The sequence below is a fragment of the Variovorax sp. CCNWLW225 genome, assembly GCF_037204045.1.
Taxonomy (GTDB): Bacteria; Pseudomonadota; Gammaproteobacteria; order Burkholderiales; family Burkholderiaceae_C; genus Variovorax.
Genome location: NZ_JBBCBV010000001.1, coordinates 764,026 through 790,085, shown reverse-complemented (window position 1 = coordinate 790,085; position 26,060 = coordinate 764,026). Strand labels below are relative to the sequence as shown.

Below are 26,060 nucleotides of genomic sequence, written 5' to 3'. Positions count from 1 at the left end.
CCCTCTTCCGCAATGCGGAAAAGGGGCTGGGTGAGGGCAGCGGCGATTATCTGCCAGCCGCGTTCTTGGGGGTAGCGGCAGGCAAGGCGTCCAGCGCCTCTCGGATTCCGGCGAGAAATTCGCGTACCGCGGGCACGACCTTTTCACGCGGCTGTCCGTCGATCAGCTGGATGATCTTGGTGCCGATCACGACCGCATCGGCGGCCGATCCCACCGCCTGGGCGGTGCGCGCGTCGCGAATGCCGAAGCCCACGCCGACGGGAATGTTCACATGCTCGCGGATGCGCGGGATCATCTGGCCGACAGCCTCGGTGTCGAGGTGGCCGGCGCCTGTCACGCCCTTGAGTGAGACGTAGTAGACATAGCCGCTCGCAATGCGCGCGACCTGCGCCATGCGCTCGTTGGTGCTGGTGGGGGCCAGCAGAAAGATCAGGTCGATGTTCGCGGCCCTGAGCTCCGCGGCGAAGTCTTCGCATTCCTCGGGCGGGTAGTCGACCACCAGCAGCCCGTCGACGCCCGCGGCGGATGCATCGCGGATGAAGGCCTTCTTGCCGTGCACAAGGTCATAGCGCTCGACCGGATTGGCGTAGCCCATCAGCACCACGGGCGTGGTGGTGTCCTTCTGGCGGAAGGCAGTGACAATGGCCAGCACCTGCTTCATGCCGACGCCCAACGCCAGCGCCGCTTCGCCGGCTTTCTGGATCACCGGGCCGTCGGCCATGGGGTCGGAGAACGGCACGCCCAGCTCGATCACATCGGCACCGGCTTCAACCATGCCGTGCATCAGCTCGGGCGTGATGTCAGCGAAGGGAAATCCGGCGGTAACGTAGGGAATCAGCGCGCGGCGGCCGTCTTTTTTCAGTGCGTCGAAGGTGGCGGCAATGCGGCTCATCACTTGCCTCCTTTCACGCTCAGGCCGCGCATCGAGGGCCGGTCGTAGAAGTCGACGCCCGACAGGTCGGCCACGGTGCCGATGTCCTTGTCGCCGCGGCCAGAGAGGTTGACCAGGATCGATTGGTCCGGCCGCATGGTCTTGGCGAGCTTCATCGCGTAGGCCACGGCGTGGCTCGATTCGAGGGCCGGAATGATGCCCTCGGTTCGGCACAGGTGGTGAAAAGCTTCGAGCGCTTCGGTGTCGGTGATGCCCACGTATTCCGCGCGGCCGATGTCGGCCAGGTGCGCATGCTCGGGGCCCACGCCCGGGTAATCGAGACCGGCGCTGATGCTGTGGGTTTCGGTGATCTGGCCGTCTTCGTTCTGCAGCAGGTAGGTCCGGTTGCCGTGCAGCACGCCCGGGCTGCCGCGCAGGATCGATGCCGCGTGCTTGCCGCTGTCCAGGCCTTCGCCGGCTGCTTCGACGCCGATAAGCCGGGTGCCGGCAAACGGAATGTAGGGATGGAAGATGCCGATCGCATTGCTGCCGCCGCCTACGCAAGCGACCACCACGTCGGGCTGCTTGCCCTCGGCCTCGCCGGTAATGCCGTCGGCCGCGAGTATGGCGGGCATCTGCTCGATGCATTCGGTGCCGATCACGCTCTGGAAGTCGCGCACCATCGTCGGGTAGGGGTGCGGGCCTGCCACGGTGCCGATGATGTAGAACGTGTTTTCCACGTTGGTCACCCAGTCGCGCATGGCTTCGTTGAGCGCGTCCTTCAGCGTCTTGCTGCCCGATTCCACCGGCACCACGGTCGCGCCGAGCAGGTTCATGCGGTAGACGTTGGGGCTCTGGCGCTTCACGTCCTGGCTGCCCATGTAGACCACGCATTCGAGCCCGTAGCGCGCGCAGATGGTGGCCGTGGCCACGCCGTGCTGGCCCGCGCCGGTTTCAGCGATGACACGGGGCTTGCCCATGCGCCGCGCGAGCATCGCCTGGCCGATCACGTTGTTGATCTTGTGCGCGCCGGTGTGGTTGAGGTCTTCGCGCTTCAGGTAGATCTGCGCACCGCCCATCTCACGGCTGGTGCGGGCCGCGTGGTAGATGGGGGAGGGCCGGCCGACGAAGTGCTTCAGCTCGTAGTGGAATTCGGCCAGAAACGCCGGATCGTCCTTGAACCTGGCGTACGCATCGCGCAGTTCGTTGATCGCGTGGGTGAGCGTTTCGCTCGCGAAGGTGCCGCCGTAGTTGCCGAAATGGCCGGTGGCGTCGGGTTGCTGGTAGTCCTGAAATTGGCTTTGCATGGTTCTCGATCGTTGGGCCGCAGCCCGAAATCACGATCGGGTGCGGCGGCTAACTGGAGAAGGACGAGGCGTCCGCCGCTCTCACGGCGGCGACGAATTGCCGGATTTTTTCGGCGTCCTTCAGGCCCTTGTTTCCCGGGCCGTCGATTTCGACGCCCGAGCTCACATCAACGGACAGCGTCTTGCAGCGCGTCCGCAGGATGCGAATGCCATCGCTCACGTTTGCAGGTGTGAGCCCACCACTCAAGACGAGGTGAGCGTCGACGGCGGGTGGAAGAAGTGACCAATCGAATGCCTTGCCGCCACCGCCATAACCTTCGACATGGGCGTCGAGCAGGATGGCCTGGGCGTGGGAGTAATCGGAAGCGTATTTTACGAGGTCGAAGCCCGCTCCGGCAGCCCCCAGCGGAATACGCGCGGCGCGCATGTAGCGAAAGCGGCCGTGGCCGGCGGATTCTTCGCATTGTGCCGGCGTTTCCTCGCCATGAAATTGCGCGATCGATCCTCTCACACGTGCGAGGGATGCTACGACTTCAGGAGCAGCCTCGTTGACGAACAGCAGCACCGGCGTGATGAAGGGGGGAAGGCGCGAAGCCAGTTCCGCGGCGCGAGCCGCTGTTATGGCGCGGGGGCTCCTGGGATAGAGCACGAAGCCGACCGCATCTGCGCCCGCGTCGACCGCGGCATCGACGTCGGCTTCACGCGTGAGGCCACAGATCTTGATGCGGGTGCGGGGCGACGTCATGGCGGCCCATCATAAGGAGCACCGCCGGCCTGCAGCGTGGCCTCAGCCGGCAGACCCCACTTGGCGTCGTACAAAGGCCCCAGAAAGTACAGCCCGTCGGCAGAGAAGGTGGGCGCCGCCACCTTGCGGCTGCGCGCCTCGAGCACTTCCGTGATCCATTCGGGTCGCTCGTCGCCGCGGCCGATGCGCACCAGGCAGCCCATCAAATTGCGGATCATGTGGTGCAGGAAGGCATCGGCCTCGAATTCGAAGTGCCAGCGGCAGCGGTCGCCTGTGCCATGGCGCGTGATCTCGATGCGCCGCAGGTCCTTCACCGGAGAGCGCGCCTGGCAGGCCGAGGCGCGAAACGAGCTGAAGTCGTGCTTGCCCACCAGCAGGGCGGCGGCCGCGCGCATGGCGTCGCCGTCGAGCGCATGCATCGACCAGCCGACCCGGCCCGAGTCGAGGCTGGGCCGCACGGGCGATTGCGAGAGCACGTAAAGGTAGCGGCGGGCCAGGGCGCTGGCGCGGCAATGGAATTCGTCGGGCACCGGATGCGCCCACTGCACGGCGATGTCGTCGGGCAGGTAGCGGTTGGTGCCGCGCATCCAGGAGAAGGGTTCGCGTTCCACGTCGGTGTCGAAGTGCACCACCTGCATCAGCGCATGCACGCCGGCGTCGGTGCGGCCGGCGCACAGCGTGCCGATGGGCTGCGCGGCGAATTTGCCGAGCGCCGCTTCCAGCTTGTCTTGAACCGTGCGGCCCGAGCGCTGGCTCTGCCAGCCCTCGTACGCCTGGCCGTTGTAGCGGATGCCTAGCGCCAGCCTCACGAATTCAGGAACAGGGGAAAACGCCGCTCAGCGCAGCTCGGCGAGCAGTTGCCTTGCCTGCGACTTGAGGTCGCCGGCGCTTTCGGCTTCGACTTCTTCCACCAGCGAGCGGGCGCCTTCGACGTCGCCGATGGCCTGCAGCTCGCGGGCCAGCGACAGCTTGACCGCGTGGGGGCTGTCGTCGCCGTCGTCTTGCGGCATGGCCGCAGCGGGGCGGGTGGCCTCAGCGGTGCCGGCCACCGGGCGGGCGGGAAGGCCGGCCAGTGCACTCATGTCGAATTCGATGAAGCCCGAATCCGCAGGAAGGTTGTTGCCGCTGCGCAGCGTTGCCGGGCGGGTGTTGTCGTCGGCGTCGTTCAATCCCGCGGGGCGGCTGATCGGAGCCAGCGCGCCAGGAGCGGTGTCGAAATCGTTTTCGAGGTCGACCGGTGCCGGTGCATGCGCATGTCCGTTGGACAGGGGAGCGGATGCGGCGGGGGCGTAGGCCGTCTTCGGCAGGCTGGCGCTCACCGGAGCGGGGCTCGGTGCGAGTGCGGCCGGCTGGCTCAGGTCCAAGTCGAAGTCCAGCGGTGCGACGGACGGCACGAAGGCTGGCGCGGCGACAGCAGCTGCCACGGGGGCGGGCGCTGCGGCCGGAGGCGTTGCGGCAGCAGGCTTGGCCGCGGTAGCCAGGGCGCCGGCAAATGCGGCGCTTTCGGCCGCGCTCACGCCGCCCCGGGCCGTACCGGACTCGTACAGCGGATTGCCCGGATCGAGGTCCTTGCCCATTTCGACCACGCGGTTCCAGTCGGAGCCGGTGCCGTTGGTCAGCTTGTGCACTTCGGTCGCCAGGCCTTCATAGGCCCGGACGTCGCGGCGCTTGGCGTGGATTTCGAGCAGCTTGAGGTGAATGGCCGTGCGGTCCGGATTGACGCGCAGTGCCTCGCGGAGGATTTCCTCGGCCTGCAGGTCGCGGCCATAGGCAAGGTACACGTCGGCCTCGGCCACGGGGTCGACATCGCCCGCGTCGAGCTGGCTCGGCGAGTACGACAGCGACGAAACCGTGGAATCGCCGCGGTGCTTGGTGTCGACCGATTCGCCGCCGCTTGCGCCGAAGAACGAGTCTTTGGGAATGCGGCTTTCGAGGAACACGCTTTCGCTCATTTCCTCGCGCCGGCGGCCCAGCACGCGGTAGAGCAGGAAGCCGATCAGCAGCGCGATCAGCGCCGCGCCGGCCAGCATCAGCGGGTTCTCCATCAACTCGTCGAGGAAGCTGCGCTCGACCGGGGGCGGCGGCGGGGCTGCCTTGACCACCGGCTTGGGCGCCGGTGCAGGTGCGGCGGCGCTCGCGGCAGCCGCGGGAGCGCCGGGCATGGTTTCAGCCGACGCGTTGGCGTCAGGGGCCGCGGCGGTGGGAGCGGTTGCGGGCGTTGCTGCCGCGACGGGCGCGGAAGCTTCTGCCGGGGCCGAAGCAGCGGCCGGTGCTGTGGCGGGCGCTGCAGCTGGAGCAGCAGGCGCTGCAGCCGGAGCCGCGGGAGCGACAGGCGCCGCAGCCGCAGCGGGCGCTGGCGCCGGGCTGGCCGCCGTCGGCGATGCCGTGGCGGCTACGCCCGGATTGGGAACCGGAATGCCCGGCGTGGCCGGTACCGGTGCGGGCGCCGCGCCCGTGGCGGGAGCGGCCGAACCGGTGGCCGCCTTGAGCTTGGCCAGGTCGTTGATGTTCTTGGAAAGCTCCGCAACGCGGTTGTTGCTCTCCTGCGCCTGTCGTGCCTGCGCGACCTTCTCGTCGGCCGCACGGGCAGCCGCGCTGCCTTGGGAGATCGTCAGCTTGTCGGGTGCGCTTGCGGTGGCGTTGCGGTCTTCGACATTGGCTTGCACCTTGCCCGACGCATTGCGGCTGGCAGCGGCCACGTTGGCTGTGGGCGCGTTCTCTGCCAGGCGCTGGCGGTAGGCGCCGAAGTCGCGGCTTTGCGCGGTGATGGTGCGCTTCGCTTCCGCGGGAAGAATGGCACCGGCCTCGGCTGCACTCGGCAGGTCGAGCACTGCGCCGGCCTTGATGCGGTTGACGTTGCCGCCGATGAACGCATCGGGGTTGGAGAGCAGGAGCGCCACCAGCATCTGGTCGAGCGAGACGTCGGCGGACTTGTGGGCTCCGGCGATCTTGCTGGCGGTGTCGCCGCGCTGCACCGTCACCTGCTCGCCGCTTGTCGGACGAATCGGCGCCGCGGCGCTGGGGGCTGGGGCAGCCGGCGCAGCAGGTGCGGGCGCGGCGGCCGGCGGTGCGGTGACGGGTGCGACAGGTGCGCGCTCGCGGCGCGTGCGGGCTGCTGCCTGGCCCGGGCGTTCCGCCGGGGCTGTGCCGATCTGCGGGGTAGAAGGAGAAATCGGCGCGCTCGGCGCTGCCTGGCGCGTCACGGGCGGGTCGAGCAGCACCGTGTAGTCGCGCACCATGCGGCCCGACGAGCCGTTGGCTTCGAGCAACAGGTCGATGAAGGGATCGTTGAGCGGACGGGTACCCGTGAGGCGCACCACGTACTGGCCGCCGGCGCGGCGCTGCAGCGTCGCCTTCACGTCGCTCAAGGCCGCGTTGTACGGAACGCCCGCGTTCTTGAAGGCGTCGGCGCTGGCAACGTTGATCTTCAGGCTGTCCGCTTCGGCGGCCGCCATTTCGGTCACGTCGATTTCAGCGCGAAGGGGTTCGCCCAGTGCCGATTGCACCTTCAGTTGGCCCAGTGCAAAAGCGCTCGCATCGGTGCTCGCAACGCCCAAGGCAACCGCCATGGCGGCACCGAGGACGGAAAGGCGGAGACCTTTCAAAGGCAGAGAAGGGCGAGCGGCCGATGGGCGGGCCGCGGGCAACAGATGTCTTGTCATGCTGATAGGGGGCGGCTCAGGCCCAGAAATTGTAAGAGGACGTTAGCACCAACACCGGGTACTGACAAGGCGCTGCGCCTGTTCTACCCAGTACGCGCATACTTACGCACACATCTTCCGTTGCTGTTAAGCAACATTTCGGGCTTATGGTGAGCCGGCGCGCCCCCATCAAGCCTCGAGCAAGATGCGCAGCATGCGGCGCAGCGGTTCGGCCGCGCCCCACAGCAGCTGGTCGCCGATGGTGAAAGCGCCGACGTATTCAGGGCCCATTGCAAGCTTGCGGATGCGGCCCACCGGGATGTCCATGGTGCCCGTGACGGCCACCGGCGTCAGGTCCTTGAGGCTGGCTTCGCGGGTGTTCGGCACCACCTTGGCCCATTGGTTGTCGGCCGCGATCATGGCCTCGAGGTCTGCCAGCGGCACGTCCTTCTTGAGCTTGAAGGTCAATGCCTGGCTATGGCAGCGCATCGCGCCGATGCGCACGCAGAAGCCGTCGACCGGCACGGCGGCGGTACCGAAGCCTGCGCCCTGGCCAAGAATCTTGTTGGTTTCCGCGCCGGCCTTCCATTCTTCCTTGGAGGTGCCGTCGCCCAGGTCCTTGTCGATCCAGGGAATCAGCGAGCCGCCCAGCGGGGCGCCGAAGTTGGCAGTTTCGGCGGCGCTGAGGTTCTGCTGCTTGTGCAGTACCTTGCGGTCGATTTCGAGAATGGCCGACTTCGGGTCGTCCAGCAGCGCGCGCACTTCGGCGTTCAGGGTGCCGAACTGCGTCAGCAGCTCGCGCATGTGCTGCGCACCGCCGCCCGAGGCAGCCTGGTAGGTCATGCTGGTCATCCACTCGACCAGGCCCGCCTTGTAGAGGGCGCCCACGCCCATGAGCATGCAGCTCACGGTGCAGTTGCCGCCGATCCAGTTCTTGCCGCCGTTGGCGAGCGCGTTCTGGATGACCGGCAGGTTGACGGGGTCGAGCACGATGACCGCGTCGTTGTTCATGCGCAGCGTGGAAGCAGCGTCGATCCAGTGGCCGCTCCATCCCGCAGCGCGCAGCTTGGGGAACACCTCGCTGGTGTAGTCGCCGCCCTGGCAGGTGATGATGATGTCGCACTTCTTCAGTGCGTCGATGTCGTTCGCATCCTTCAGCGCGGTCTCGTTCCTGGCCATGGCCGGGGCCTTGCCGCCGGCGTTGGAGGTCGAGAAGAACAGCGGCTCGATGAGCCCGAAGTCGCCTTCGGCCTGCATGCGGTCCATCAGGACCGAGCCGACCATGCCGCGCCAGCCTACAAGGCCGACCAGAGGTTGAGATGCGTTCGCCATTTCAGTTTGCCCTTGTGAAAAAGAAAGAAATTGTCTTTTTTGCCCCCGACTCGTCGAGCCGGGGAGGGGCGTGACGAAGCGGGCTGCGGTTAGCCGGTAATCGTCTTTTTGGTGATTGCTGCAACAACCGCGTCGCCCATCTCACGGGTGCCGACGCGCTTCGTACCTTCTGACCAGATGTCACCCGTGCGCAGCCCGGAGGCGAGCACGTGCTTGACCGCCGACTCGATACGGTCGGCAGCTTCGGCTTGGTTGAGTGAAAAGCGGAGCATCATGGCAGCGGACAGTATTGTAGCCAAAGGATTGGCAACCCCTTTGCCGGCAATGTCGGGCGCGCTGCCGTGGCTGGGTTCATACAGGCCCTGGTTGCTCGAATTGAGCGAGGCCGAGGGCAGCATGCCGATGGAGCCGGTGAGCATGGCGGCCTCGTCCGAGAGAATGTCGCCGAACATGTTGCCGGTGACGATCACGTCGAATTTCTTCGGCGCCTTCACGAGCTGCATGGCTGCGTTGTCGACGTACATGTGGTCGAGTTCGATGTCCGGATAGTCCTTGTGGACCTCGGTCACCACGTCCTTCCAGAACTGGAAGGTCTCGAGCACGTTGGCCTTGTCGACGCTGGTCACGCGCTTGTTGCGCTTGCGTGCCGCCTCGAAGGCCACGCGGGCAATGCGCTCGACCTCGGGGCGCGAATAGCGCATCGTGTCGAAGGCTTCTTCTGCGCCCGGAAAGTGCCCGTCCACGGCGGTGCGGCGGCCGCGCGGCTGGCCGAAGTAGATGTCTCCGGTCAGTTCGCGAATGATGAGGATGTCCAGGCCCGCGATGAGTTCGGGCTTGAGGCTCGATGCATCCACCAGCTGCTCGTAGCAGATGGCCGGGCGGAAATTGGCGAACAACCCGAGGTTCTTGCGCAGGCCCAGAATTGCCTGCTCGGGACGCAGCGGTCGGTCGAGCTTGTCGTACTTCCAGTCGCCGACGGCGCCGAACAGCACCGCATCCGCTTCTTTCGCAAGCTTCAGCGTCGACTCGGGGAGCGGATGGCCATGCGCCTCGTAGGCCGCGCCGCCGACCAGCGCAGTTTCCATTTCGAACGAGAGGTCGAGCGCGTCGAGCACGCGGATGGCTTCGGCCACGATTTCGGTGCCGATGCCGTCACCCGGGAGAACTGCGATTTTCATAAGTTGGTCTGAGGTTTGAAATTGGAGATGCGAAGCTTCAGGCGATCATCGTGTGCGCGAGCCACGGCTTCTGCGCCAGCCGCTCGGCCTCGAAGGCCTTGATCTTGTCCTTGTGGCGCAGTGTCAGGCCGATGTCGTCCAGCCCGTTGATGAGGCAATATTTGCGGAAGGCCTGTACGTCGAAAGCAAACTCGCCGCCGTCGGGCTTTACGACCACCTGGCGTTCCAGGTCGATGGTCAGCGAATAGCCGGGGAAGGCAAAGGTCTCGTCGAACAGCTGCGCCACCTGCGCTTCAGGCAGCACGATCGGCAGCAGGCCGTTCTTGAAGCTGTTGTTGAAGAAGATGTCGGCGTAGCTCGGCGCAATGATCGCCCGAAAGCCGTACTGGTCGAGCGCCCACGGCGCGTGCTCGCGCGACGAACCGCAGCCGAAGTTCTTGCGCGCCAAAAGGATCGATGCGCCCGCGTAGCGCGGCTGGTTCAGCACGAAGTCGGGGTTCGGCTTGCGGCTGGCCGGGTCCTGGCCCGGAAAGCCGGCGTCCAGATAGCGCCATTCGTCGAACAGGTTCTGGCCGAAGCCGGTCTTGCGGATCGACTTCAGAAACTGCTTCGGAATGATGGCGTCGGTGTCGACGTTCTCGCGGTCCATGGGGGCGACGAGGCCCTTGTGCACGGTGAATTTCTGCATGTGAATCTCTCTTCTTGTTCAGGCGAAGGTGCGCACGTCGACGAAGTGGCCGTGCACCGCGGCGGCGGCGGCCATGGCCGGGCTCACCAGGTGGGTGCGGCCACCGGCGCCCTGGCGGCCTTCGAAGTTGCGGTTGCTGGTCGATGCGCAGCGCTCGCCGGGTTCCAGGCGGTCGGCATTCATGGCGAGGCACATCGAGCAGCCGGGCTCGCGCCATTCGAAGCCCGCGGCCTTGAAGATCAGGTCGAGGCCCTCGCGCTCGGCCTGTTCCTTCACCACGCCGGAGCCCGGAACCACCATCGCGAGCTTCACGTTTTTCGCAACCTTCTGGCCGAGCTTCTTCACCACGGCCGCGGCTTCGCGCATGTCCTCGATGCGGCTGTTGGTGCACGAGCCGATGAACACCTTGTCGATGAAGATGTCGTTCATTGCCTTGTTGGGCTCCAGGCCCATGTAGACCAGTGCGCGCTCGATGGCGCCGCGCTTGCTGGCGTCCTTTTCCTTGTCGGGATCGGGCACGCGGCCGTTGATGTCGACCACCATTTCGGGCGATGTGCCCCAGGTGACCTGCGGCTGAATCTGCGTTGCGTCGAGCTCGACCACGGCGTCGAACTTCGCGTCGGGGTCGGACTGCAGCGTGCGCCAATAGGCCACGGCCTGATCCCATTCCACGCCGGAGGGTGCGAGCGGGCGGCCCTTGATGTAGCTGATGGTCTTTTCGTCGACCGCCACGAGCCCCGCGCGCGCGCCGGCCTCGATGGCCATGTTGCAGACCGTCATGCGGCCTTCCATGCTCAGGTCGCGAATCGCCGAGCCCGCGAATTCGATGGTGTAGCCCGTGCCGCCTGCAGTGCCGATCTTGCCGATGATCGCGAGCACGATGTCCTTGGCGGTGCAGCCGAACGGCAGCTTGCCTTCGACCTTCACCAGCATGTTCTTCGCCTTCTTGCCGAGCAGCGTTTGCGTGGCCATCACGTGCTCGACCTCGCTGGTGCCGATGCCGTGCGCCAGGGCGCCGAATGCGCCGTGCGTGGAGGTGTGCGAGTCGCCGCAGACCACGGTCATGCCGGGCAGCGTGGCGCCCGATTCGGGGCCGATCACGTGCACGATGCCCTGGCGCTTGCTCAGGAACGGAAAGAACGCCGCGGCGCCGAACTCCGCGATGTTCTTGTCGAGCGTGGTGACCTGCTCCTTGCTGGTGGGGTCGGCAATGCCTTCGTAGCCGCGCTCCCAGCCCGTGGTGGGCGTGTTGTGGTCGGCCGTGGCCACGACCGAGCTGATGCGCCAAAGCTTGCGGCCGGCCTCGCGCAGCCCCTCGAAGGCCTGCGGGCTGGTGACCTCGTGCACCAGATGGCGGTCGATGTAGAGGATGGCGGTGCCGTCTTCCTCGGTGTGGACGACGTGTTCGTCCCAGATCTTGTCGTAGAGCGTGCGTGCCATGTCGTTCTCTGTCTTTCGTGGGGAAGTGAATTGTCTTGTTTCTATGCCGCAATCGGCTCGGCCACATCGTGGGTGGCCGCCGGCGTATGCAAGTGGTTGACCAGCGTGCGCGCGGCCACGGGAAGGGTGGAGAAGTCGCGCGCTACCAGCCGGATTTCGCGGTTCGACCAGGCGTCGTTCAGCGCCACGCTGCACAGGCGGCTGCCGATGCCAGCCTGCAGCAGCTCGAACGCACGCTCCGGCATCACGCCGATGCCCAGGCCGTTGTCGATCATGCGGCACATGGCGTCGAGTCCGGTCACGTGGATGCGCAGCTTGACGCTGCGGCCCGCTTCAACCGCGGCCTGGTGCATGGCCACGTAGATCGAGCTGTTGGTGTGCAGGCCGACGTGGTCGAAGTCGAGCGAAGCCGTGAAATCGATCGAACCTTGCGTAGCGAGTGGGTGCCCTGCGGGCACGATCAGCACGAGCCGGTCGTGGCGGTAGGGCAACGTCTGCAATTCGTTGGTGCCGTCGGGAATATGGCAAATACCCAGGTCGGCGGCGCCTTCCTGCACCGCACGCACCACTTCGTTGCTCAGGTGCTCTTCCAGGTCGATCTTGATCGCGTCGTGCTCGCGCGTGAAGGCGCCGAGGTCTTCAGGAAGAAACTGCACGATGGCCGAGATGTTGGCGTGCACCCGCACATGGCCACGCACGCCCTCGGCGTATTCGCTGAGTTCGCCCTGCATCTTCTCAAGGCTGTAGAGCACCGAGCGCGCATGGTGCAGCAGGCTTTCGCCCGCGGGCGAAAGATCGACCCCGCGCGCGTGACGGTAGAGGAGGGTGGTGCCCAGGGTGGCTTCCAGGTCGGACAGCCGCTTGCTGATGGCTGAGGCCGCAATGAATTCGCGCTCCGCCGCCCGTCCGATGCTGCCCAATTCGCAAACGGCCACGAACAACTGCAGCGACGTGAGGTCGATGCGCCGGGCGAAGTTGCGTTCTGAAGTGCTCATGGGGTGTCGGACATCGCGTCTGGCGATGAGTTCGTCATTTTCTATGGGTTTTGATCAACTTGCCATCGTCATCTGAGATGGGTTTGTTGCCCTGAGGCGAGGAGTTCCAGCCCCGGAACCCGTGCAAGCGGTGAATTTCCCGCACCGCAGACGGCAAAACGCCCCGCTCCTCGCTTTTCAGGCGAGGGAGCGGGGCGTGCGTCAGAGCGCGGTACGCAGGCGAGGAAGCGGTCTTCCGACGCCCGCGCGGGTCTTGGAAGACCCGGGGTCGGTGCCTGCTTACTGGCGCTTCTTGGCGGCGTCTTCTACTTTTTCGCCACCCTTCTGGATGTCCTGGCCAGCACCCCGGAAGGTGTTGCAGCCGGACAGCGGGACGGCGAAGGCGAAGGTGACGGCAATCAGCGCGGCAATTTTCTTCATGACGGATCTCCTGAAGGCGTTGAAAAAGGCGGCCCGACCTCGGGCCTCCGATACACAACGTACCGACGCCGCACAACGAATCCTGTCAGCCAAGACGCAAAAAAGCTGCCCGAAGGCAGCTTTCCGCGGTGAGCGCCGGGGCGCCTTCAGCGCTTGCCGATGGGCTGAACGTCGCGCTTGGGCGAGCCTTCGAACAGCTGGCGCGGACGGCCGATCTTGTACTCCGGGTCGCCGATCATTTCGTTCAGCTGGGCAATCCAGCCGACCGTGCGGGCCAGGGCGAAGATCGCGGTGAACAGCGGCACCGGAATGCCGATGGCGCGCTGCACGATGCCCGAATAGAAGTCGACGTTCGGGTAGAGCTTGCGCGAGACGAAGTATTCGTCTTCGAGGGCGATCTTTTCCAGTTCCTTGGCCAGCTTGAAGAGCGGATCGTTTTCCAGGCCCAGCTCGGTCAGCACTTCGTTGCAGGTTTCCTGCATCAGCTTGGCGCGCGGGTCGTAGTTCTTGTACACGCGATGGCCAAAGCCCATGAGCTTGACGTTCGAGTTCTTGTCCTTCACCTTCTTGATGAACTCGCCGATCTTCTCCACGCCGCCTTCCTTCTGGATGTCGTAGAGCATGTTCAGCGCCGCTTCATTGGCACCGCCGTGCGCCGGGCCCCAGAGGCAGGCCACGCCGGCCGCAATGGCCGCGAAGGGGTTGGTGCCCGACGAGCCGCACAGGCGCACGGTCGAGGTCGAGGCGTTCTGCTCGTGGTCTGCGTGCAGGATGAAGATGCGGTCGAGCGCGCGCTCGAGCACCGGGTTCACCTTGTACTCCTCGCACGGCGTGGCAAACATCATGTGCAGGAAGTTGCCCGCGTAGCTCAGGTCGTTCTTCGGGTACATGTACGGCTGGCCGATCGTGTACTTGTAGGCCATGGCCACGAGCGTGGGCATCTTCGCGATCAGGCGGATCGCGGCGATCTCGCGGTGCTCGGGATTGTTGATGTCCGTGCTGTCGTGATAGAAGGCCGACAGCGCGCCAACCAGGCCGGTCATGATGGCCATCGGGTGCGCATCGCGGCGGAAGCCGCGCAGGAAGAACTGCATCTGCTCGTTGACCATCGTGTGGTTGGTCACGAGCTTGGTGAAGTTGGTCTTCTTGGCCTGGTCCGGCAGCTCTCCGTAGAGCAGCAGGTGGCAGGTTTCGAGGAAGTCGCAGTTGGTTGCGAGCTGCTCGATGGGGTAGCCGCGGTACAGCAGTTCGCCCTTGTCGCCGTCGATGTACGTGATGGCCGACTGGCATGCGGCGGTCGACATGAAACCCGGGTCATAGGTGAACATGCCGGTCTGTGCATACAGCTTGCGGATGTCGATCACGTCCGGGCCCACGGTGCCCTTGTAGATCGGCAGTTCGACGCTGTCGCCGCCGTTGCTGAACGACAGCGTGGCCTTGGTATCGGAAGCTTTCATTTCGGGTTTCTTTCAGAGAGTATTCAGGAAGGCGAAGAGGAAACGGAGGCGGAAACAGAGGTGGAGGGACGCTGCGCGCCGTCGGTGCGCATCAACTGGAGCAACTCGACCACCTCGGCCCCGGCCCATGCGGGCTCGGGCTCCTTTCTTCGCAGCAGAAGATCGAGGAGGTCGTTGTCCGACAGGTCCATCAATGTCTCCATCGCTCCCGCCTGGCCGACGGTCATGTGCGACTCGTGCCGCTCGAAGAAGCGCGCGATGAACAGGTCGTTCTCGAGCAGACCGCGCCGGCAGCGCCATTTCAGCTTGCTCAGCGCACGTTCGCTGAGAGGCTGTGCGAGTTCGGCGGCGGTTTGCATGGTTTCTCTCGGCAAAGGATCAGATGGCGCGGCGCACCATCAGTTCCTTGATCTTGCCGATCGCCTTCGTCGGGTTCAGGTTCTTCGGGCACACGTCCACGCAGTTCATGATCGTGTGGCAGCGGAACAGGCGGTACGGGTCCTCGAGGTTGTCCAGGCGCTCGGCGGTGGCTTCGTCGCGGCTGTCGGCGATGAAGCGGTAGGCCTGCAGCAGGCCGGCCGGGCCCACGAACTTGTCGGGGTTCCACCAGAAGCTGGGGCAGCTCGTGGAGCAGCTCGCGCACAGAATGCACTCGTACAGGCCGTTGAGCTCGTCGCGCTCCTCGGGCGACTGCAGGCGCTCCTTCTCGGGCGGCACGTTGTCGTTCTGCAGGTACGGCTTGATCGAGTTGTACTGCTTGAAGAACTGCGTCATGTCGACGATCAGGTCGCGGATGACGGGCAGGCCCGGCAGCGGCTTCAACACGATCGTGCCCTTGAGCGTGAGCATGTTGGTGAGGCAGGCGAGACCGTTCTTGCCGTTGATGTTCATGGCGTCCGAGCCACAGACGCCTTCGCGGCACGAGCGGCGGAACGACAGCGTGGGATCCTGCGCCTTGAGCTTCATCAGGGCGTCGAGCAGCATGCGCTCATGGCCGTCGAGTTCGATCTCGATGGTCTGCATGTAGGGCTTGGCGTCCTTGTCCGGGTCGTAGCGGTAGATCTGGAATGTGCGCTTCATCGTGAAACCTTGTGATGTTGTTCTTGCTTGCTTAGAACGTACGGACCTTGGGAGGAACGGAGTCGACCGTCAGCGGCTTGAGGTTGACCGGCTTGTAGGAGAGGCGGTTGCCCTCGCTGTACCAGAGGGTGTGTTTCATCCAGTTGGCGTCGTCGCGGCCGAGCGGCGCAACCGGGTCGTCCGACGGACGCTCGTAGTCTTCCACCGTGTGGGCGCCGCGGCATTCCTTGCGGGCGGCCGCCGAGACCATGGTGGCTTGCGCCACTTCGATCAGGTTGTCGACTTCGAGCGCTTCGATGCGCGCGGTGTTGAACACCTTCGACTTGTCCTTCAGGCCAATGGCGTTGACGCGCTCGCGCACGGCGGCGATCTTGACCACGCCTTCGTCCATCGAGGCTTGCTTGCGGAACACGGCCGCATGCTGCTGCATGACCGAGCGGATTTCGCCGGCCACATCCTGCGCGTATTCGCCGTCGGTGGCCGCTTCGAGCCGGTTCAGGCGCTCCAGCGTGCGATCGGCGGCATCGGCCGGTAGCGGCTTGTGCTCCTTGTGCTTGTCGTTGAACTCGACGATGTGGTTGCCGGCCGCGCGGCCGAACACCAAGAGGTCGAGCAGCGAGTTGGTACCCAGGCGGTTGGCGCCGTGCACACTCACGCAGGAGCATTCGCCCACGGCATAGAGGCCGTTCACCACGGCGCTGTTCTGCTCGCCCTGCTGAATCACGACCTGGCCGTTGATGTTGGTCGGAATGCCGCCCATCTGGTAATGGATGGTCGGCACGACGGGGATCGGTTCCTTAGTGATGTCGACGTTGGCGAAATTCACGCCGATTTCGTACACCGAGGGCAGGCGCTTGTGGATGGTCTCGGCACCGAGGTGATCGAGCTTCAGCAGCACGTAGTCCTTGTTGGGGCCGCAGCCGCGGCCTTCCTTGATTTCCTGGTCCATCGAACGCGAGACGAAGTCGCGCGGTGCCAGGTCCTTCAGCGTGGGCGCATAGCGCTCCATGAAGCGTTCGCCGTTGCTGTTGAGCAGAATGGCGCCTTCCCCGCGGCAGCCTTCGGTCAGCAGCACGCCGGCACCGGCCACGCCGGTCGGGTGGAACTGCCAGAACTCCATGTCCTGCAGCGGAATGCCCGAACGCGCGGCCATGCCCAGGCCATCGCCGGTATTGATGAAGGCGTTGGTCGAGGCCTGGAAGATGCGGCCCGCGCCGCCGGTGGCCAGCAGCACGGTCTTGGCCTGCAGGATGTGCAGGTCGCCGGTTTCCATTTCGAGGGCCGTGACACCGACCACGTCGCCTTCGGCGTCGCGGATCAGGTCGAGCGCCATCCACTCGACGAAGAACTGGGTGCGTGCCTCGACGTTCTTCTGGTAGAGCGTGTGCAGCATGGCGTGGCCGGTGCGGTCGGCCGCGGCGCAGGCGCGCTGCACGGGCTTTTCGCCGTAGTTGGCCGTGTGGCCGCCGAATGGGCGCTGGTAGATCGTGCCGTCGGGGTTGCGGTCGAACGGCATGCCGAAGTGTTCGAGCTCGTACACGACCTTGGGTGCTTCACGGCACATGAACTCGATCGCGTCCTGGTCGCCGAGCCAGTCGGAGCCCTTGATCGTGTCGTAGAAGTGGTAGTGCCAGTTGTCCTCGCTCATGTTGCCGAGCGACGCGCCCACGCCGCCTTGGGCAGCCACGGTGTGCGAACGGGTGGGGAACACCTTGGAGAGCACCGCCACGTTCAGGCCGGCGCGGGCCAGTTGCAGCGAAGCGCGCATGCCGGAGCCGCCGGCACCGACGATCACGACGTCGAACTTGCGCTTGGTGATTTGTTCTTTTGTGTAGGTCATGGTGGGGTCAGATCTTCCAAAGCACTTGAATGGCCCAACCCGCACAACCGACAAGCCAGACGATGGTGAAAATTTGCAGGGCAAGGCGAATGCCGACGGGCTGGACGTAGTCCATCCACACGTCGCGCATGCCTACCCACACGTGATAGAGCAGGGAAGCGATCACGGAGAAGGTCAGCACCTTCATCCACTGCGCGGCGAAGATGCCGGCCCAGAGGTCGTAGCCGAGCGGGCCACGCGTGAAGATCAGTTGCGCGAGCAGGATGATCGTGAAGAGCGCCATCAGGCCGCCCGTGATGCGCTGGCTGAGCCAGTCGCGCAAACCGTAATGTGCGCCGACGACGATGCGCTTGGAGCCGTAATTCACAGACATGGTTGGCTCCTTCTCAGTACAGGCCGAACAGCTTGGCGCCGAGCACCACGGTGAGCAGAACGCTCAGGGCCAGCGTGACCAGGGCCGAACTCTGTCCGAACTCCTTGGTGACGGCGGCGTGGCTCACGTCCATCCAGAGGTGGCGCAGGCCGGCGATGAAGTGGTGCAGGTAGGCCCAGATCAGTGCGAGCGCGACCAGCTTGAAGAACCAGCCCGGAACGAAACCAAGGCCGCTGTTGAAGGCGGCCTTGAATCTGGCGAACGAATAGTCGGACGAAAGCGAGGTGTCGAACATCCAGATGATGAATGGCATCAGCAGGAACATCAGCACACCGCTCACGCGGTGCAGGATCGACACGATGCCGGCCGGCGGCAGCCGGTAGGTCGTGAGATCGGTGAAGGCATTGATGTTCCGGAATTCGCGACGCGGCGGCCGGGGAGGGGTTGCAAGCTCTGTCATTGGGGGGAGGCTTTCGTGGCTTGGTGGCTTGTTCTGATAGCGAACGCTTTTGTTTCTTCTGCGGAATGCAAACAACGCAAAATTCTATTGCAATGCACCATTGCATGGCGGAGGTGCCCGCGTCGGCGCAGTGCCGCAGTCGGATGCTATTGACTTCGGAGCGTGCTGCGCGCCGTGCGCAGGTGCTGCAATGCGGTTCGATCGTGGTTTCATCTTGGCGCGATCTCAGCCGAGCTGATTCCGGTAATGGTGCGTGTCGGTGCGATACAAGCCGCGGCGCAGTTCCATCGGCGTATCGTGGTACGTGTGCGCCAGGCGCTCCACGCTGAGCAAGGGCATCTGCAGCGATACGTCGAGCAAGGCCGCCTGCTCCGCGTCGGGCAGCACCGCGCGAATCTTTTCTTCGGCGCGCACCATGCGCACGCCGAATTCGGTTTCGAACATTGCGTACATCGGGCCGGGCCAGGCCCGCAGCCGCTCGGCCGTGAGGCCCTTGAAGGGTGCGCCGGGGAGCCACAGGTCTTCGAGAATGGTCGGCACGCCGCCGTAGGCGAGCACGCGCCGCACCTGCAGCACCGCGTCGCCGGTGCGCAGGCCCAGTGCGCGCGCCACGTCGGCCGATGCGCGCTGGCGGCGGCAATCGATGATGGTGCGCTCGGCGGGACCTTCGGTGCTTGGCGTGCCGACATCGGGCACGAGCTTCAGAAAGCGGTACTGCACGTGCTGCTCGGCGTGCGTGGCAACGAAGGTGCCCTTGCCCTGGCGCCGCACCACGAGGTTCTCGGCCGCCAGCTCGTCGATGGCCTTGCGCACCGTGCCCTGGCTCACGCGATAGCGCACGGCAAGATCCATTTCGCTCGGAATCGGTTCGCCCGGCTTCCACTCGCCGGCCTGCAGGCTCTGCAGGATCAAGGTCTTGATCTGCTGGTAGAGCGGACTGAAGGAAGGCGTCGCGGAGTCTTCGAGGACGGTGGCATTCATGGCAGCGGTGGGGTGCGCCGTGGCGGAACCTCCGAGCATATCTTATATAAGACATAAGACGGGCTGCATCGATTCGGCTTAAAATGCGGGCCGGCCTGCGCCGCGGGAAGGATTCCCGCCCTGCAGGACACCGGCGCCAAACGCGCCCGCCGATACCGTTTTCACCATCTTCTGGAGTCTTCCCATGAGCAAAAAACCCGTCCGCGTTGCCGTCACCGGTGCCGCCGGCCAAATCGGTTACGCCCTGTTGTTCCGTATCGCGTCGGGCGAAATGCTCGGCAAAGACCAGCCGGTCATCCTGCAACTGCTCGAAATCCCCGACGAGAAGGCCCAGAAGGCGCTCAAGGGCGTGATGATGGAACTCGACGACTGCGCTTTCCCGCTGCTGGCCGGCATGGAAGCCCATGGCGACCCCATGACCGCCTTCAAGGACGCCGACTACGCGCTGCTGGTCGGCTCGCGTCCGCGCGGCCCGGGCATGGAACGTGCCGAACTGCTGGCCGTCAACGGCGCCATCTTCACGGCACAGGGCAAAGCGCTGAACGCCGTGGCCAGCCGCAACGTGAAGGTGCTGGTGGTCGGCAACCCCGCCAACACCAACGCCTACATCGCGATGAAGAGCGCCCCTGACCTGCCGCGCAAGAACTTCACCGCCATGCTGCGCCTGGACCACAACCGCGCCGCCAGCCAGATCGCCGCCAAGACCGGCAAGCCTGTGGCCGACATCGAAAAGCTCGTCGTGTGGGGCAACCACTCGCCCACGATGTACGCCGACTACCGCTTTGCCACCATCAAGGGCGAAAGCGTCGCCAAGATGATCAACGACCAGGAATGGAACGCCAACACCTTCCTGCCGACCGTCGGCAAGCGCGGCGCGGCCATCATCGAAGCACGCGGCCTGTCGTCGGCCGCCTCGGCCGCCAACGCAGCCATCGACCACATGCGCGACTGGGCCCTGGGCACCAACGGCAAGTGGGTCACCATGGGCATTCCGTCGGACGGCCAATACGGCATTCCGAAGGACACGATGTTCGGCTTCCCCGTGACCTGCGAGAACGGCGAATACAAGCTGGTCGAAGGCCTGGAAATCGATGCATTCAGCCAGGAACGCATCAACAAGACCCTGGAAGAGCTGCAGGGCGAGCAGGCGGGCGTCGCTCACCTCCTGTAATCGCAATCGCAGCATCGGCATGCTCGACTGGAACCCCGCGCTCTATCGTCGCTACGAGGACGAGCGCACCCGGCCCGCACAGGAGCTCCTGGCGCGGGTGCCGTTGTCCGAGGCGGCCCATGTGGTCGACCTCGGCTGCGGACCGGGCAATTCCACCGAGCTGCTGTTTCATCGGTTTCCGAAGGCGCGTGTCGTCGGAACCGACAACTCCGAAGCCATGCTGGCCAGCGCGCGCGAGCGCCTGCCGCAGGCGCGCTTCGAGTTGAGCGACATTGCGACCTGGGCGCCGCAAGACCAAGCGCCCGACCTCATTTACGCCAACGCAGCCCTGCAGTGGGTGCCGGATCACGAAACGCTGATCCCGCGCCTCTTTGCCGCGCTGGCCCCGGGTGGCGTGCTCGCCGTCCAGATGCCCGACAACCGCCAGGAGCCCACGCATCGCCTGATGCGCGCCGTGGCCTCCGAGGCGCCGTGGGCCGAGCCCATCGGCGACGCCGACCGAATGCGCACGCTGCTGCTGCCGCTCGGCGGCTACTACGACCTGCTGGCGCCCGAGGCGGCCAAGGTCGATGTCTGGCACACCATCTATCAGCATCCCATGGCCGACGCCGCAGCCATTGTCGAATGGGTGCGCGGCACGGGGCTGAAGCCTTTCGTCGACCGGCTGCCTGACGAGCTGCGCGCAAGCTACCTGGCCGAATACGAGCGCCGTATCGACCAGGCCTATCCCGCCCGTGCCGACGGCAAGCGGCTGCTCGCCTTTCCGCGCATGTTCATCGTGGCGCAGAAAAAAGCATGACGAACCCGGTCCATCCCGCTGAAGTGTTGCTCGGAGCGCAAGCCGGCGCTGTGACGCTGCCCGTGTGCGACCACTACAGCGGCGTTGAAGCGCGCATGAAGAAGAGCCTCGCGCTCCAGGCCGAAATGGCCGAGGAGTTCGGCGCCTGCGTGTTCGACGTCACCCTCGACTGCGAAGACGGCGCCCCGGTCGGCGGCGAGGCCGAGCATGCCGCGCTTGTTACCGAACTGGCACTTGCCGCAAAGCCGGGCATGCGAGTCGGCGTGCGCGTTCATCCGGTCGATCACCCGGCCTTCGCCGGCGACGTGGTCACCATTGCCGGGCGTGCCGGCCACCGGCTCAGCCACCTGATGGTGCCCAAGGTCGAGTCCGTGGCCGACGTGGCGCAGGCCGTGGCGGCGCTCGAGGCGGCCGACGCCGATGCGCTGCCGCTGCACGTGCTCATCGAATCGCCGCTGGCGGTGCACAACGCATTCGAAATTGCCGCGCATCCGCGCGTGCAATCGCTGAGCTTCGGCCTGATGGATTTCGTTTCCGCCCATGCGGGCGCCATTCCGGCTGACGGAATGGGGGCTGCCGGCCAGTTCGCGCATCCACTGGTGGTGCGTGCCAAGCTGGCCATCGCGTCCGCTGCGCATGCCTACGGCAAGGTGCCTTCGCACTGCGTGGTCACCGAGTTCAACAACACCGATGCCATGCGCACGGCGGCCCGCAAGGCGGCCTCCGAATTCGGCTACACGCGCATGTGGAGCATCCACCCGAACCAGATCCGGCCGATCCTCGAAGCGTTTGCGCCGGACGAGGCCCAGATTCAGATTGCCGTAGAAATCATTACAAATGCCGCACTCGCGGATTGGGCGCCGACACAAATTGATGGCACATTGCACGACCGCGCGAGCTATCGCCATTTTTGGCAAGTGCTGACGCGTGCCCACGCAACAGGGCGCGCGTTGCCTGCAGAGGCAAAAGCCTGGTTTGCACTCGCGGCCTCCTGAAACTTACGAATCCAGCCTCAAGGAAACACCCATGAAAAAAATCGCTCTGATCGCAGCCCTGGCCCTGGCGCTCCCGTTTGCCGCCACGGCGCAAACCACCCCTGCCAAGCCGGCCGCCAAGGCTGAAGCCAAGAAGGCGCCCCCCAAGAAGCAGGTCACCCGCAAGGCCGCCAAGGCCGTCGAAGAAGTGACGCCCATCGCCGATGAAACCAACATCGTGCTGACCGACGCCGACCTCGAAGTCGCCAAGCGCGTTTCGCTCGGCAAGGCCCAGTGCGAACTTGGCGCCGACGTGACCGTGGCCGCCGACGAGAAGAAGCCCGGCTTCTTCAACGTGTCGACCAAGGGCCTGAAGTACCGCATGCACCCGGTCGAAAGCCGCACCGGCGCCATCCGCCTCGAAGACCCGCGCGCCGGCGCCATGTGGCTCCAGCTCGGCAACAAGTCGATGCTGATGAACCAGAAGGCGGGCCTGCGCATTGCCGATGAATGCCAGACCGCCGAGCAGGTCGCGTTTGCCGAAGAAATGAAGAAGAACCCGCCCAAGAGCCTGTTCGAAGGCGCCGACGCGGCCAAGAAGTAGTCGTACCAAACACGGGGTGCGGCGCGGCTCTTGCTTGCCGCACTGCACGCTCGCCAGCCCCAGTTTCCGGAGAAAAGAAGATGTTGCAAGCCTACGTTGACCATGTTGCCGAACGCGCCGCGCTCGGTATTCCGCCGCTGCCATTGAGCGCGAAGCAAACCGCCGAAGCCATCGAGCTCCTCAAGAGCGCGAATGCCAAGGACGGTGCCTTCCTGCTCGATCTGCTCACCTATCGCGTGCCCGCCGGCGTCGACGACGCGGCCAAGGTCAAGGCGAGCTACCTGGCGGCCGTGGCCCACGGTACCGAGAAGAACGCGTTCATCACGCGTGCCCGCGCCACCGAATTGCTCGGCACCATGCTCGGCGGCTACAACATCAGCCCGATGATCGACCTGCTCGACGACGCCGAAGTGGGCGCCGTGGCGGCCGAGGGCCTGAAGAAAACCCTGTTGATGTTCGACCAGTTCCACGACGTCAAGGAAAAGGCCGACAAGGGCAACGCCAATGCCAAGGGCGTGCTGCAAAGCTGGGCCGATGCCGAATGGTTCACCAGCCGCCCCGAAGTGCCGCAAAGCCTGACCATCACGGTCTTCAAGGTGCCTGGCGAAACCAACACCGACGACCTGTCGCCCGCGCCCGACGCCACCACGCGCCCGGACATTCCCATGCACGCGCTGGCCATGCTCAAGAACAAGCGCGAAGGCACGGCCTTCGAGCCGGAAGAAGACGGCAAGCGCGGTCCGGTCAAGTTCATCGAATCGCTGAAGCAGAAGGGCCACCAGGTCGCCTACGTGGGCGACGTGGTCGGCACGGGTTCCAGCCGCAAGTCGGCCACCAACTCGGTGCTCTGGTTCACCGGCGACGACATTCCGTTCATCCCCAACAAGCGCTTCGGCGGCGTGTGCCTGGGCACCAAGATCGCCCCGATCTTCTACAACACCATGGAAGACGCGGGCGCGCTGCCCATCGAACTCGACGTGAGCCAGATGGACACGGGCGACGTGGTCGAGCTGCGCCCCTACGAAGGCAAGGCACTGAAGGACGGCAAGGTCATTGCCGAGTTCAAGGTGAAGAGCGATGTGCTGTTCGACGAAGTGCGCGCCGGCGGCCGCATTCCGCTGATCATCGGCCGCGGCCTCACGTCCAAGGCGCGCGAAGCGCTCGGCCTGCCGGCTTCCACGCTGTTCCGCCTGCCGCAAAGCCCGGTCGACACCAAGAAGGGCTTCTCGCTTGCACAGAAGATGGTCGGCCGCGCCTGCGGCCTGCCCGAAGGCCAGGGCGTTCGCCCGGGCACGTACTGCGAACCCAAGATGACCTCGGTCGGCTCGCAAGACACCACCGGCCCGATGACGCGCGACGAGCTGAAGGACTTGGCCTGCCTGGGCTTCTCGGCCGACCTCGTCATGCAGTCGTTCTGCCACACCGCGGCCTACCCCAAGAAGGTGGACGTGAAGATGCACCACGAACTGCCCGACTTCATCAGCACGCGCGGCGGCGTGTCGCTGCGCCCGGGCGACGGCGTGATCCACAGCTGGCTCAACCGCCTGCTCACGCCCGACACCGTGGGCACGGGCGGCGACAGCCACACGCGCTTCCCGATCGGCATCAGCTTCCCGGCCGGTTCCGGCCTCGTGGCCTTCGCGGCCGCCACCGGCGTGATGCCGCTGGACATGCCCGAGTCGGTGCTCGTGCGCTTCAAGGGCAAGATGCAGCCCGGCGTCACGCTGCGCGACCTGGTCAACGCCATTCCGCTGTACGCCATCAAGAGCGGCCTGCTCACGGTCGAGAAAAAGGGAAAGAAGAACATCTTCTCGGGCCGCATTCTCGAAATCGAAGGCCTGCCGGACCTGAAGGTGGAGCAAGCCTTCGAACTGAGCGACGCCTCGGCCGAACGCTCGGCCGCCGGCTGCACGGTGCACCTGAACAAGGAACCGATCATCGAGTACATCAACAGCAACATCACGCTGATGAAGTGGATGATCGCCGAAGGCTATGCCGACGCCCGCACGCTGGCGCGCCGCATCGCCGCGCAGGAAGCCTGGCTCAAGGACCCGCAGCTGCTCAAGGGCGACGACGACGCCGACTACGCGGCCGTCATCGAAATCGACCTGGCCGACATCCATGAGCCGATCGTGGCCTGCCCGAACGACCCCGACGACGTGAAGACGCTGTCCGACGTGGCCGGCGCACAGATCGACGAAGTGTTCATCGGCTCGTGCATGACCAACATCGGCCACTTCCGCGCCGCGTCGAAGCTGCTCGAAGGCAAGCGCGACATCCCGGTCAAGCTGTGGATTGCACCGCCCACCAAGATGGACGCACACCAGCTCACCGAGGAAGGCCACTACGGTGTTTTCGGCAATGCCGGTGCGCGCACCGAAATGCCGGGCTGCTCGCTGTGCATGGGCAACCAGGCACAGGTGCGCGAAGGCGCGACGGTCATGTCGACCAGCACCCGCAACTTCCCGAACCGCCTCGGCAAGAACACCAACGTGTACCTTGGCTCGGCGGAACTGGCCGCCATTTGCTCGCGCCTGGGCCGCATTCCGACCCGCGAGGAGTACATGGCCGCAACGGGCGTGCTCGATGCATCGAGCGCGCAGATCTACCAGTACCTCAACTTCGACAAGCTCGACGAGTACAAGACCGAAGCGGCTGCTGCCGTGGCGCCTGCCGTGGTCGCAGCCTGATCAGAGCGCATAACTCGCGGTTAAGAAAGCCCCGCTTCTGCGGGGCTTTTTTCATGTCGGCTGTGCCGCCAGCGCGGTCAATGCCGCGGCCGTTTGCGCATCGGCCGGAAAGAACGATTCCACCGCCAGCTCCTGCAACGTCACGTCTACCGGCGTGCCGAAGATGGTGGTGGTGCTGATGAAGCTCAGCACGCCGTTGGGCGTGACCAGCTGAAAAGGCACCACGACGCCTGACAGTTCGGTGTTCGCGGCCGGCGCGTCGTGGCTCACGCTGGGCGTGGGGTAGGCCTCGAGCTCGTCGTGCAGCGCCTGCAGCACGGCATCGCCTGTCGCGGCAATCTGCTGCTGCAGCCGTTCGAGCAAGTGGGCACGCCATTGCGCCAGATTGGCGATGCGGGAGGCCAGCCCGTCGGGGTGCAGGCTCAGGCGCAGCACGTTGATCGGGGCTTGAACCAGTTCCGGCGCTGCGCCGGCCATCAGCATCGGCACCAGTGCGTTGTGCGCCACCAGGTTCCAGTGGCGGTCGACTGCCAGCGCGGGAAACGGCTCGTGGCCCTTCAGCACCAGGTCGACGGCGCGGCGCGCCGAGGCCAGGGCAGGGTCGTCGAGCGAGCGCTGCCGGTACATCGGCGCGAAGCCCGCGGCCACCAGTAGGGCGTTGCGCTCCCGCAGCGGCACTTCCAGTCGTTCGGCCAGGCGCAGCACCATCTCGCGGCTCGGTGCGGCGCGGCCGGTTTCCACGTAGCTCAGGTGGCGCGTCGAAACCTCGGCCTCTTGCGCGAGATCGAGCTGGCTCAGGCGGCGATGCGTGCGCCAGTGCCGAAGATGCGCGCCGAACGGGTCGCGCGCGCCGGGCTGGCCGGCCTTGGACGAATGGGTGCGGGGAGTGTTCATGGCCCGCATTCTGGCGCGGCGCCGCTGGCACGCCATGACCTCCGAGGTTATCGACGCTGTGCCTGCCTTTCGAAATCATTGGGTCCAACGCGGCAGGACAGGCTTGCGGCGTACCAACCG

Annotated in this window: 24 protein-coding genes; 5 read left to right on the top strand and 19 right to left on the bottom strand. The window is 65.4% G+C overall.

All coding sequences use genetic code 11. From position 1 onward, the window contains the following. Window positions 1-46: 46 nt before the first annotated feature. The 18 genes from trpA to V9L20_RS03750 all read right to left on the bottom strand — a co-directional run bounded on the left by trpA (window position 47) and on the right by V9L20_RS03750 (window position 18,808). Window positions 47-892: a tryptophan synthase subunit alpha gene (gene trpA, locus V9L20_RS03835; protein ID WP_337295549.1), complete on the bottom strand. Its 846-nt coding sequence runs from the start codon at window positions 890-892 to the stop codon at window positions 47-49. After that, window positions 892-2,178 carry a tryptophan synthase subunit beta gene (gene trpB / locus V9L20_RS03830; protein ID WP_337295548.1) on the bottom strand — a complete coding sequence of 429 codons (1,287 nt, stop codon included), beginning with the start codon at window positions 2,176-2,178 and terminating at the stop codon, window positions 892-894. The genes trpA and trpB overlap by 1 nt, the downstream gene beginning before the upstream one ends. 49 nt (window positions 2,179-2,227) lie before the next feature. Beyond that, window positions 2,228-2,923 carry a phosphoribosylanthranilate isomerase gene (locus tag V9L20_RS03825; protein WP_337295547.1) on the bottom strand — a complete coding sequence of 232 codons (696 nt, stop codon included), beginning with the start codon at window positions 2,921-2,923 and terminating at the stop codon, window positions 2,228-2,230. Then, on the bottom strand, window positions 2,920-3,732 hold the full coding sequence (truA, locus tag V9L20_RS03820; RefSeq protein WP_157612822.1) for a tRNA pseudouridine(38-40) synthase TruA: 813 nt from the start codon (window positions 3,730-3,732) through the stop codon (window positions 2,920-2,922). The genes V9L20_RS03825 and truA overlap by 4 nt, the downstream gene beginning before the upstream one ends. A 27-nt stretch (window positions 3,733-3,759) precedes the next feature. Further along, the gene (locus tag V9L20_RS03815; protein WP_443098534.1) at window positions 3,760-6,492 is read right to left on the bottom strand and encodes a FimV/HubP family polar landmark protein; all 2,733 of its coding nucleotides are present in this window, start codon (window positions 6,490-6,492) and stop codon (window positions 3,760-3,762) included. Between the two features lie 261 nt (window positions 6,493-6,753). Then, window positions 6,754-7,896, bottom strand: a complete 1,143-nt coding sequence (asd, locus tag V9L20_RS03810; protein WP_258504772.1) for an aspartate-semialdehyde dehydrogenase — start codon at window positions 7,894-7,896, stop codon at window positions 6,754-6,756. Between the two features lie 89 nt (window positions 7,897-7,985). Continuing rightward, on the bottom strand, window positions 7,986-9,074 hold the full coding sequence (leuB, locus tag V9L20_RS03805) for a 3-isopropylmalate dehydrogenase (protein WP_258504774.1): 1,089 nt from the start codon (window positions 9,072-9,074) through the stop codon (window positions 7,986-7,988). A gap of 37 nt (window positions 9,075-9,111) precedes the next feature. Beyond that, entirely contained in the window at window positions 9,112-9,762 is a 651-nt protein-coding gene (gene leuD / locus V9L20_RS03800; RefSeq protein ID WP_337295545.1) for a 3-isopropylmalate dehydratase small subunit, read from the bottom strand. An 18-nt stretch (window positions 9,763-9,780) separates the two neighbouring features. After that, on the bottom strand, window positions 9,781-11,202 hold the full coding sequence (gene leuC, locus V9L20_RS03795) for a 3-isopropylmalate dehydratase large subunit (RefSeq protein WP_258504776.1): 1,422 nt from the start codon (window positions 11,200-11,202) through the stop codon (window positions 9,781-9,783). Between the two features lie 41 nt (window positions 11,203-11,243). Further along, window positions 11,244-12,197, bottom strand: coding sequence for a LysR substrate-binding domain-containing protein (locus V9L20_RS03790; RefSeq protein ID WP_337295544.1), 954 nt, complete (start codon window positions 12,195-12,197; stop codon window positions 11,244-11,246). A 279-nt stretch (window positions 12,198-12,476) separates the two neighbouring features. Next, on the bottom strand, window positions 12,477-12,617 hold the full coding sequence (locus tag V9L20_RS03785) for an entericidin A/B family lipoprotein (protein ID WP_126745778.1): 141 nt from the start codon (window positions 12,615-12,617) through the stop codon (window positions 12,477-12,479). Between the two features lie 146 nt (window positions 12,618-12,763). Then, window positions 12,764-14,074 carry a citrate synthase gene (gene gltA / locus V9L20_RS03780; RefSeq protein WP_126745779.1) on the bottom strand — a complete coding sequence of 437 codons (1,311 nt, stop codon included), beginning with the start codon at window positions 14,072-14,074 and terminating at the stop codon, window positions 12,764-12,766. 23 nt (window positions 14,075-14,097) lie between these two features. Further along, on the bottom strand, window positions 14,098-14,433 hold the full coding sequence (locus tag V9L20_RS03775) for an FAD assembly factor SdhE (RefSeq protein ID WP_258504781.1): 336 nt from the start codon (window positions 14,431-14,433) through the stop codon (window positions 14,098-14,100). A gap of 19 nt (window positions 14,434-14,452) precedes the next feature. Further along, window positions 14,453-15,154, bottom strand: a complete 702-nt coding sequence (locus V9L20_RS03770) for a succinate dehydrogenase iron-sulfur subunit (protein WP_055804283.1) — start codon at window positions 15,152-15,154, stop codon at window positions 14,453-14,455. Window positions 15,155-15,185: 31 nt separating this feature from the next. Further along, complete coding sequence (gene sdhA / locus V9L20_RS03765) at window positions 15,186-16,994, bottom strand: succinate dehydrogenase flavoprotein subunit (protein WP_337295543.1); 1,809 nt, start codon at window positions 16,992-16,994, stop codon at window positions 15,186-15,188. Window positions 16,995-17,001: 7 nt separating this feature from the next. Continuing rightward, window positions 17,002-17,367, bottom strand: coding sequence for a succinate dehydrogenase, hydrophobic membrane anchor protein (gene sdhD, locus V9L20_RS03760; RefSeq protein ID WP_281149609.1), 366 nt, complete (start codon window positions 17,365-17,367; stop codon window positions 17,002-17,004). Between the two features lie 13 nt (window positions 17,368-17,380). Beyond that, entirely contained in the window at window positions 17,381-17,827 is a 447-nt protein-coding gene (gene sdhC / locus V9L20_RS03755) for a succinate dehydrogenase, cytochrome b556 subunit (protein ID WP_258504786.1), read from the bottom strand. A gap of 225 nt (window positions 17,828-18,052) precedes the next feature. Then, window positions 18,053-18,808 carry a GntR family transcriptional regulator gene (locus tag V9L20_RS03750; RefSeq protein WP_337295542.1) on the bottom strand — a complete coding sequence of 252 codons (756 nt, stop codon included), beginning with the start codon at window positions 18,806-18,808 and terminating at the stop codon, window positions 18,053-18,055. 184 nt (window positions 18,809-18,992) lie between these two features. On the opposite strand from V9L20_RS03750, the gene V9L20_RS03745 reads away from it, so the two are divergent. The 5 genes from V9L20_RS03745 to V9L20_RS03725 all read left to right on the top strand — a co-directional run bounded on the left by V9L20_RS03745 (window position 18,993) and on the right by V9L20_RS03725 (window position 25,046). Continuing rightward, entirely contained in the window at window positions 18,993-19,979 is a 987-nt protein-coding gene (locus V9L20_RS03745) for a malate dehydrogenase (RefSeq protein ID WP_258504789.1), read from the top strand. 19 nt (window positions 19,980-19,998) lie between these two features. Continuing rightward, on the top strand, window positions 19,999-20,778 hold the full coding sequence (gene tam, locus V9L20_RS03740) for a trans-aconitate 2-methyltransferase (protein WP_337295541.1): 780 nt from the start codon (window positions 19,999-20,001) through the stop codon (window positions 20,776-20,778). Beyond that, window positions 20,775-21,773: an HpcH/HpaI aldolase/citrate lyase family protein gene (locus V9L20_RS03735; RefSeq protein WP_337295540.1), complete on the top strand. Its 999-nt coding sequence runs from the start codon at window positions 20,775-20,777 to the stop codon at window positions 21,771-21,773. Before tam ends, V9L20_RS03735 begins: the two co-directional genes overlap by 4 nt. Window positions 21,774-21,804: 31 nt before the next feature. Further along, window positions 21,805-22,356: a hypothetical protein gene (locus V9L20_RS03730; protein ID WP_337295539.1), complete on the top strand. Its 552-nt coding sequence runs from the start codon at window positions 21,805-21,807 to the stop codon at window positions 22,354-22,356. An 80-nt stretch (window positions 22,357-22,436) separates the two neighbouring features. Continuing rightward, entirely contained in the window at window positions 22,437-25,046 is a 2,610-nt protein-coding gene (locus tag V9L20_RS03725) for a bifunctional aconitate hydratase 2/2-methylisocitrate dehydratase (protein WP_337295538.1), read from the top strand. 51 nt (window positions 25,047-25,097) lie between these two features. Here the strand turns inward: V9L20_RS03725 and V9L20_RS03720 are convergent, their stop codons facing one another. Then, window positions 25,098-25,940, bottom strand: coding sequence for a helix-turn-helix domain-containing protein (locus V9L20_RS03720; RefSeq protein ID WP_337295537.1), 843 nt, complete (start codon window positions 25,938-25,940; stop codon window positions 25,098-25,100). Between the last annotated feature and the right edge of the window lie 120 nt (window positions 25,941-26,060).

Coding starts and splice junctions, on each gene's coding strand:
- trpA (WP_337295549.1), bottom strand. CDS start 892: ATGAGCCGCATTGCCGCCACCTTCGACGCACTGAAAAAAGACGGCCGC.
- trpB (WP_337295548.1), bottom strand. CDS start 2,178: ATGCAAAGCCAATTTCAGGACTACCAGCAACCCGACGCCACCGGCCAT.
- V9L20_RS03825 (WP_337295547.1), bottom strand. CDS start 2,923: ATGACGTCGCCCCGCACCCGCATCAAGATCTGTGGCCTCACGCGTGAA.
- V9L20_RS03815 (WP_443098534.1), bottom strand. CDS start 6,492: ATGGCGGTTGCCTTGGGCGTTGCGAGCACCGATGCGAGCGCTTTTGCA.
- asd (WP_258504772.1), bottom strand. CDS start 7,896: ATGGCGAACGCATCTCAACCTCTGGTCGGCCTTGTAGGCTGGCGCGGC.
- leuB (WP_258504774.1), bottom strand. CDS start 9,074: ATGAAAATCGCAGTTCTCCCGGGTGACGGCATCGGCACCGAAATCGTG.
- leuD (WP_337295545.1), bottom strand. CDS start 9,762: ATGCAGAAATTCACCGTGCACAAGGGCCTCGTCGCCCCCATGGACCGC.
- leuC (WP_258504776.1), bottom strand. CDS start 11,202: ATGGCACGCACGCTCTACGACAAGATCTGGGACGAACACGTCGTCCAC.
- V9L20_RS03790 (WP_337295544.1), bottom strand. CDS start 12,197: ATGAGCACTTCAGAACGCAACTTCGCCCGGCGCATCGACCTCACGTCG.
- V9L20_RS03785 (WP_126745778.1), bottom strand. CDS start 12,617: ATGAAGAAAATTGCCGCGCTGATTGCCGTCACCTTCGCCTTCGCCGTC.
- gltA (WP_126745779.1), bottom strand. CDS start 14,074: ATGAAAGCTTCCGATACCAAGGCCACGCTGTCGTTCAGCAACGGCGGC.
- V9L20_RS03775 (WP_258504781.1), bottom strand. CDS start 14,433: ATGCAAACCGCCGCCGAACTCGCACAGCCTCTCAGCGAACGTGCGCTG.
- V9L20_RS03770 (WP_055804283.1), bottom strand. CDS start 15,154: ATGAAGCGCACATTCCAGATCTACCGCTACGACCCGGACAAGGACGCC.
- sdhA (WP_337295543.1), bottom strand. CDS start 16,994: ATGACCTACACAAAAGAACAAATCACCAAGCGCAAGTTCGACGTCGTG.
- sdhD (WP_281149609.1), bottom strand. CDS start 17,367: ATGTCTGTGAATTACGGCTCCAAGCGCATCGTCGTCGGCGCACATTAC.
- sdhC (WP_258504786.1), bottom strand. CDS start 17,827: ATGACAGAGCTTGCAACCCCTCCCCGGCCGCCGCGTCGCGAATTCCGG.
- V9L20_RS03750 (WP_337295542.1), bottom strand. CDS start 18,808: ATGAATGCCACCGTCCTCGAAGACTCCGCGACGCCTTCCTTCAGTCCG.
- V9L20_RS03745 (WP_258504789.1), top strand. CDS start 18,993: ATGAGCAAAAAACCCGTCCGCGTTGCCGTCACCGGTGCCGCCGGCCAA.
- tam (WP_337295541.1), top strand. CDS start 19,999: ATGCTCGACTGGAACCCCGCGCTCTATCGTCGCTACGAGGACGAGCGC.
- V9L20_RS03735 (WP_337295540.1), top strand. CDS start 20,775: ATGACGAACCCGGTCCATCCCGCTGAAGTGTTGCTCGGAGCGCAAGCC.
- V9L20_RS03730 (WP_337295539.1), top strand. CDS start 21,805: ATGAAAAAAATCGCTCTGATCGCAGCCCTGGCCCTGGCGCTCCCGTTT.
- V9L20_RS03725 (WP_337295538.1), top strand. CDS start 22,437: ATGTTGCAAGCCTACGTTGACCATGTTGCCGAACGCGCCGCGCTCGGT.
- V9L20_RS03720 (WP_337295537.1), bottom strand. CDS start 25,940: ATGAACACTCCCCGCACCCATTCGTCCAAGGCCGGCCAGCCCGGCGCG.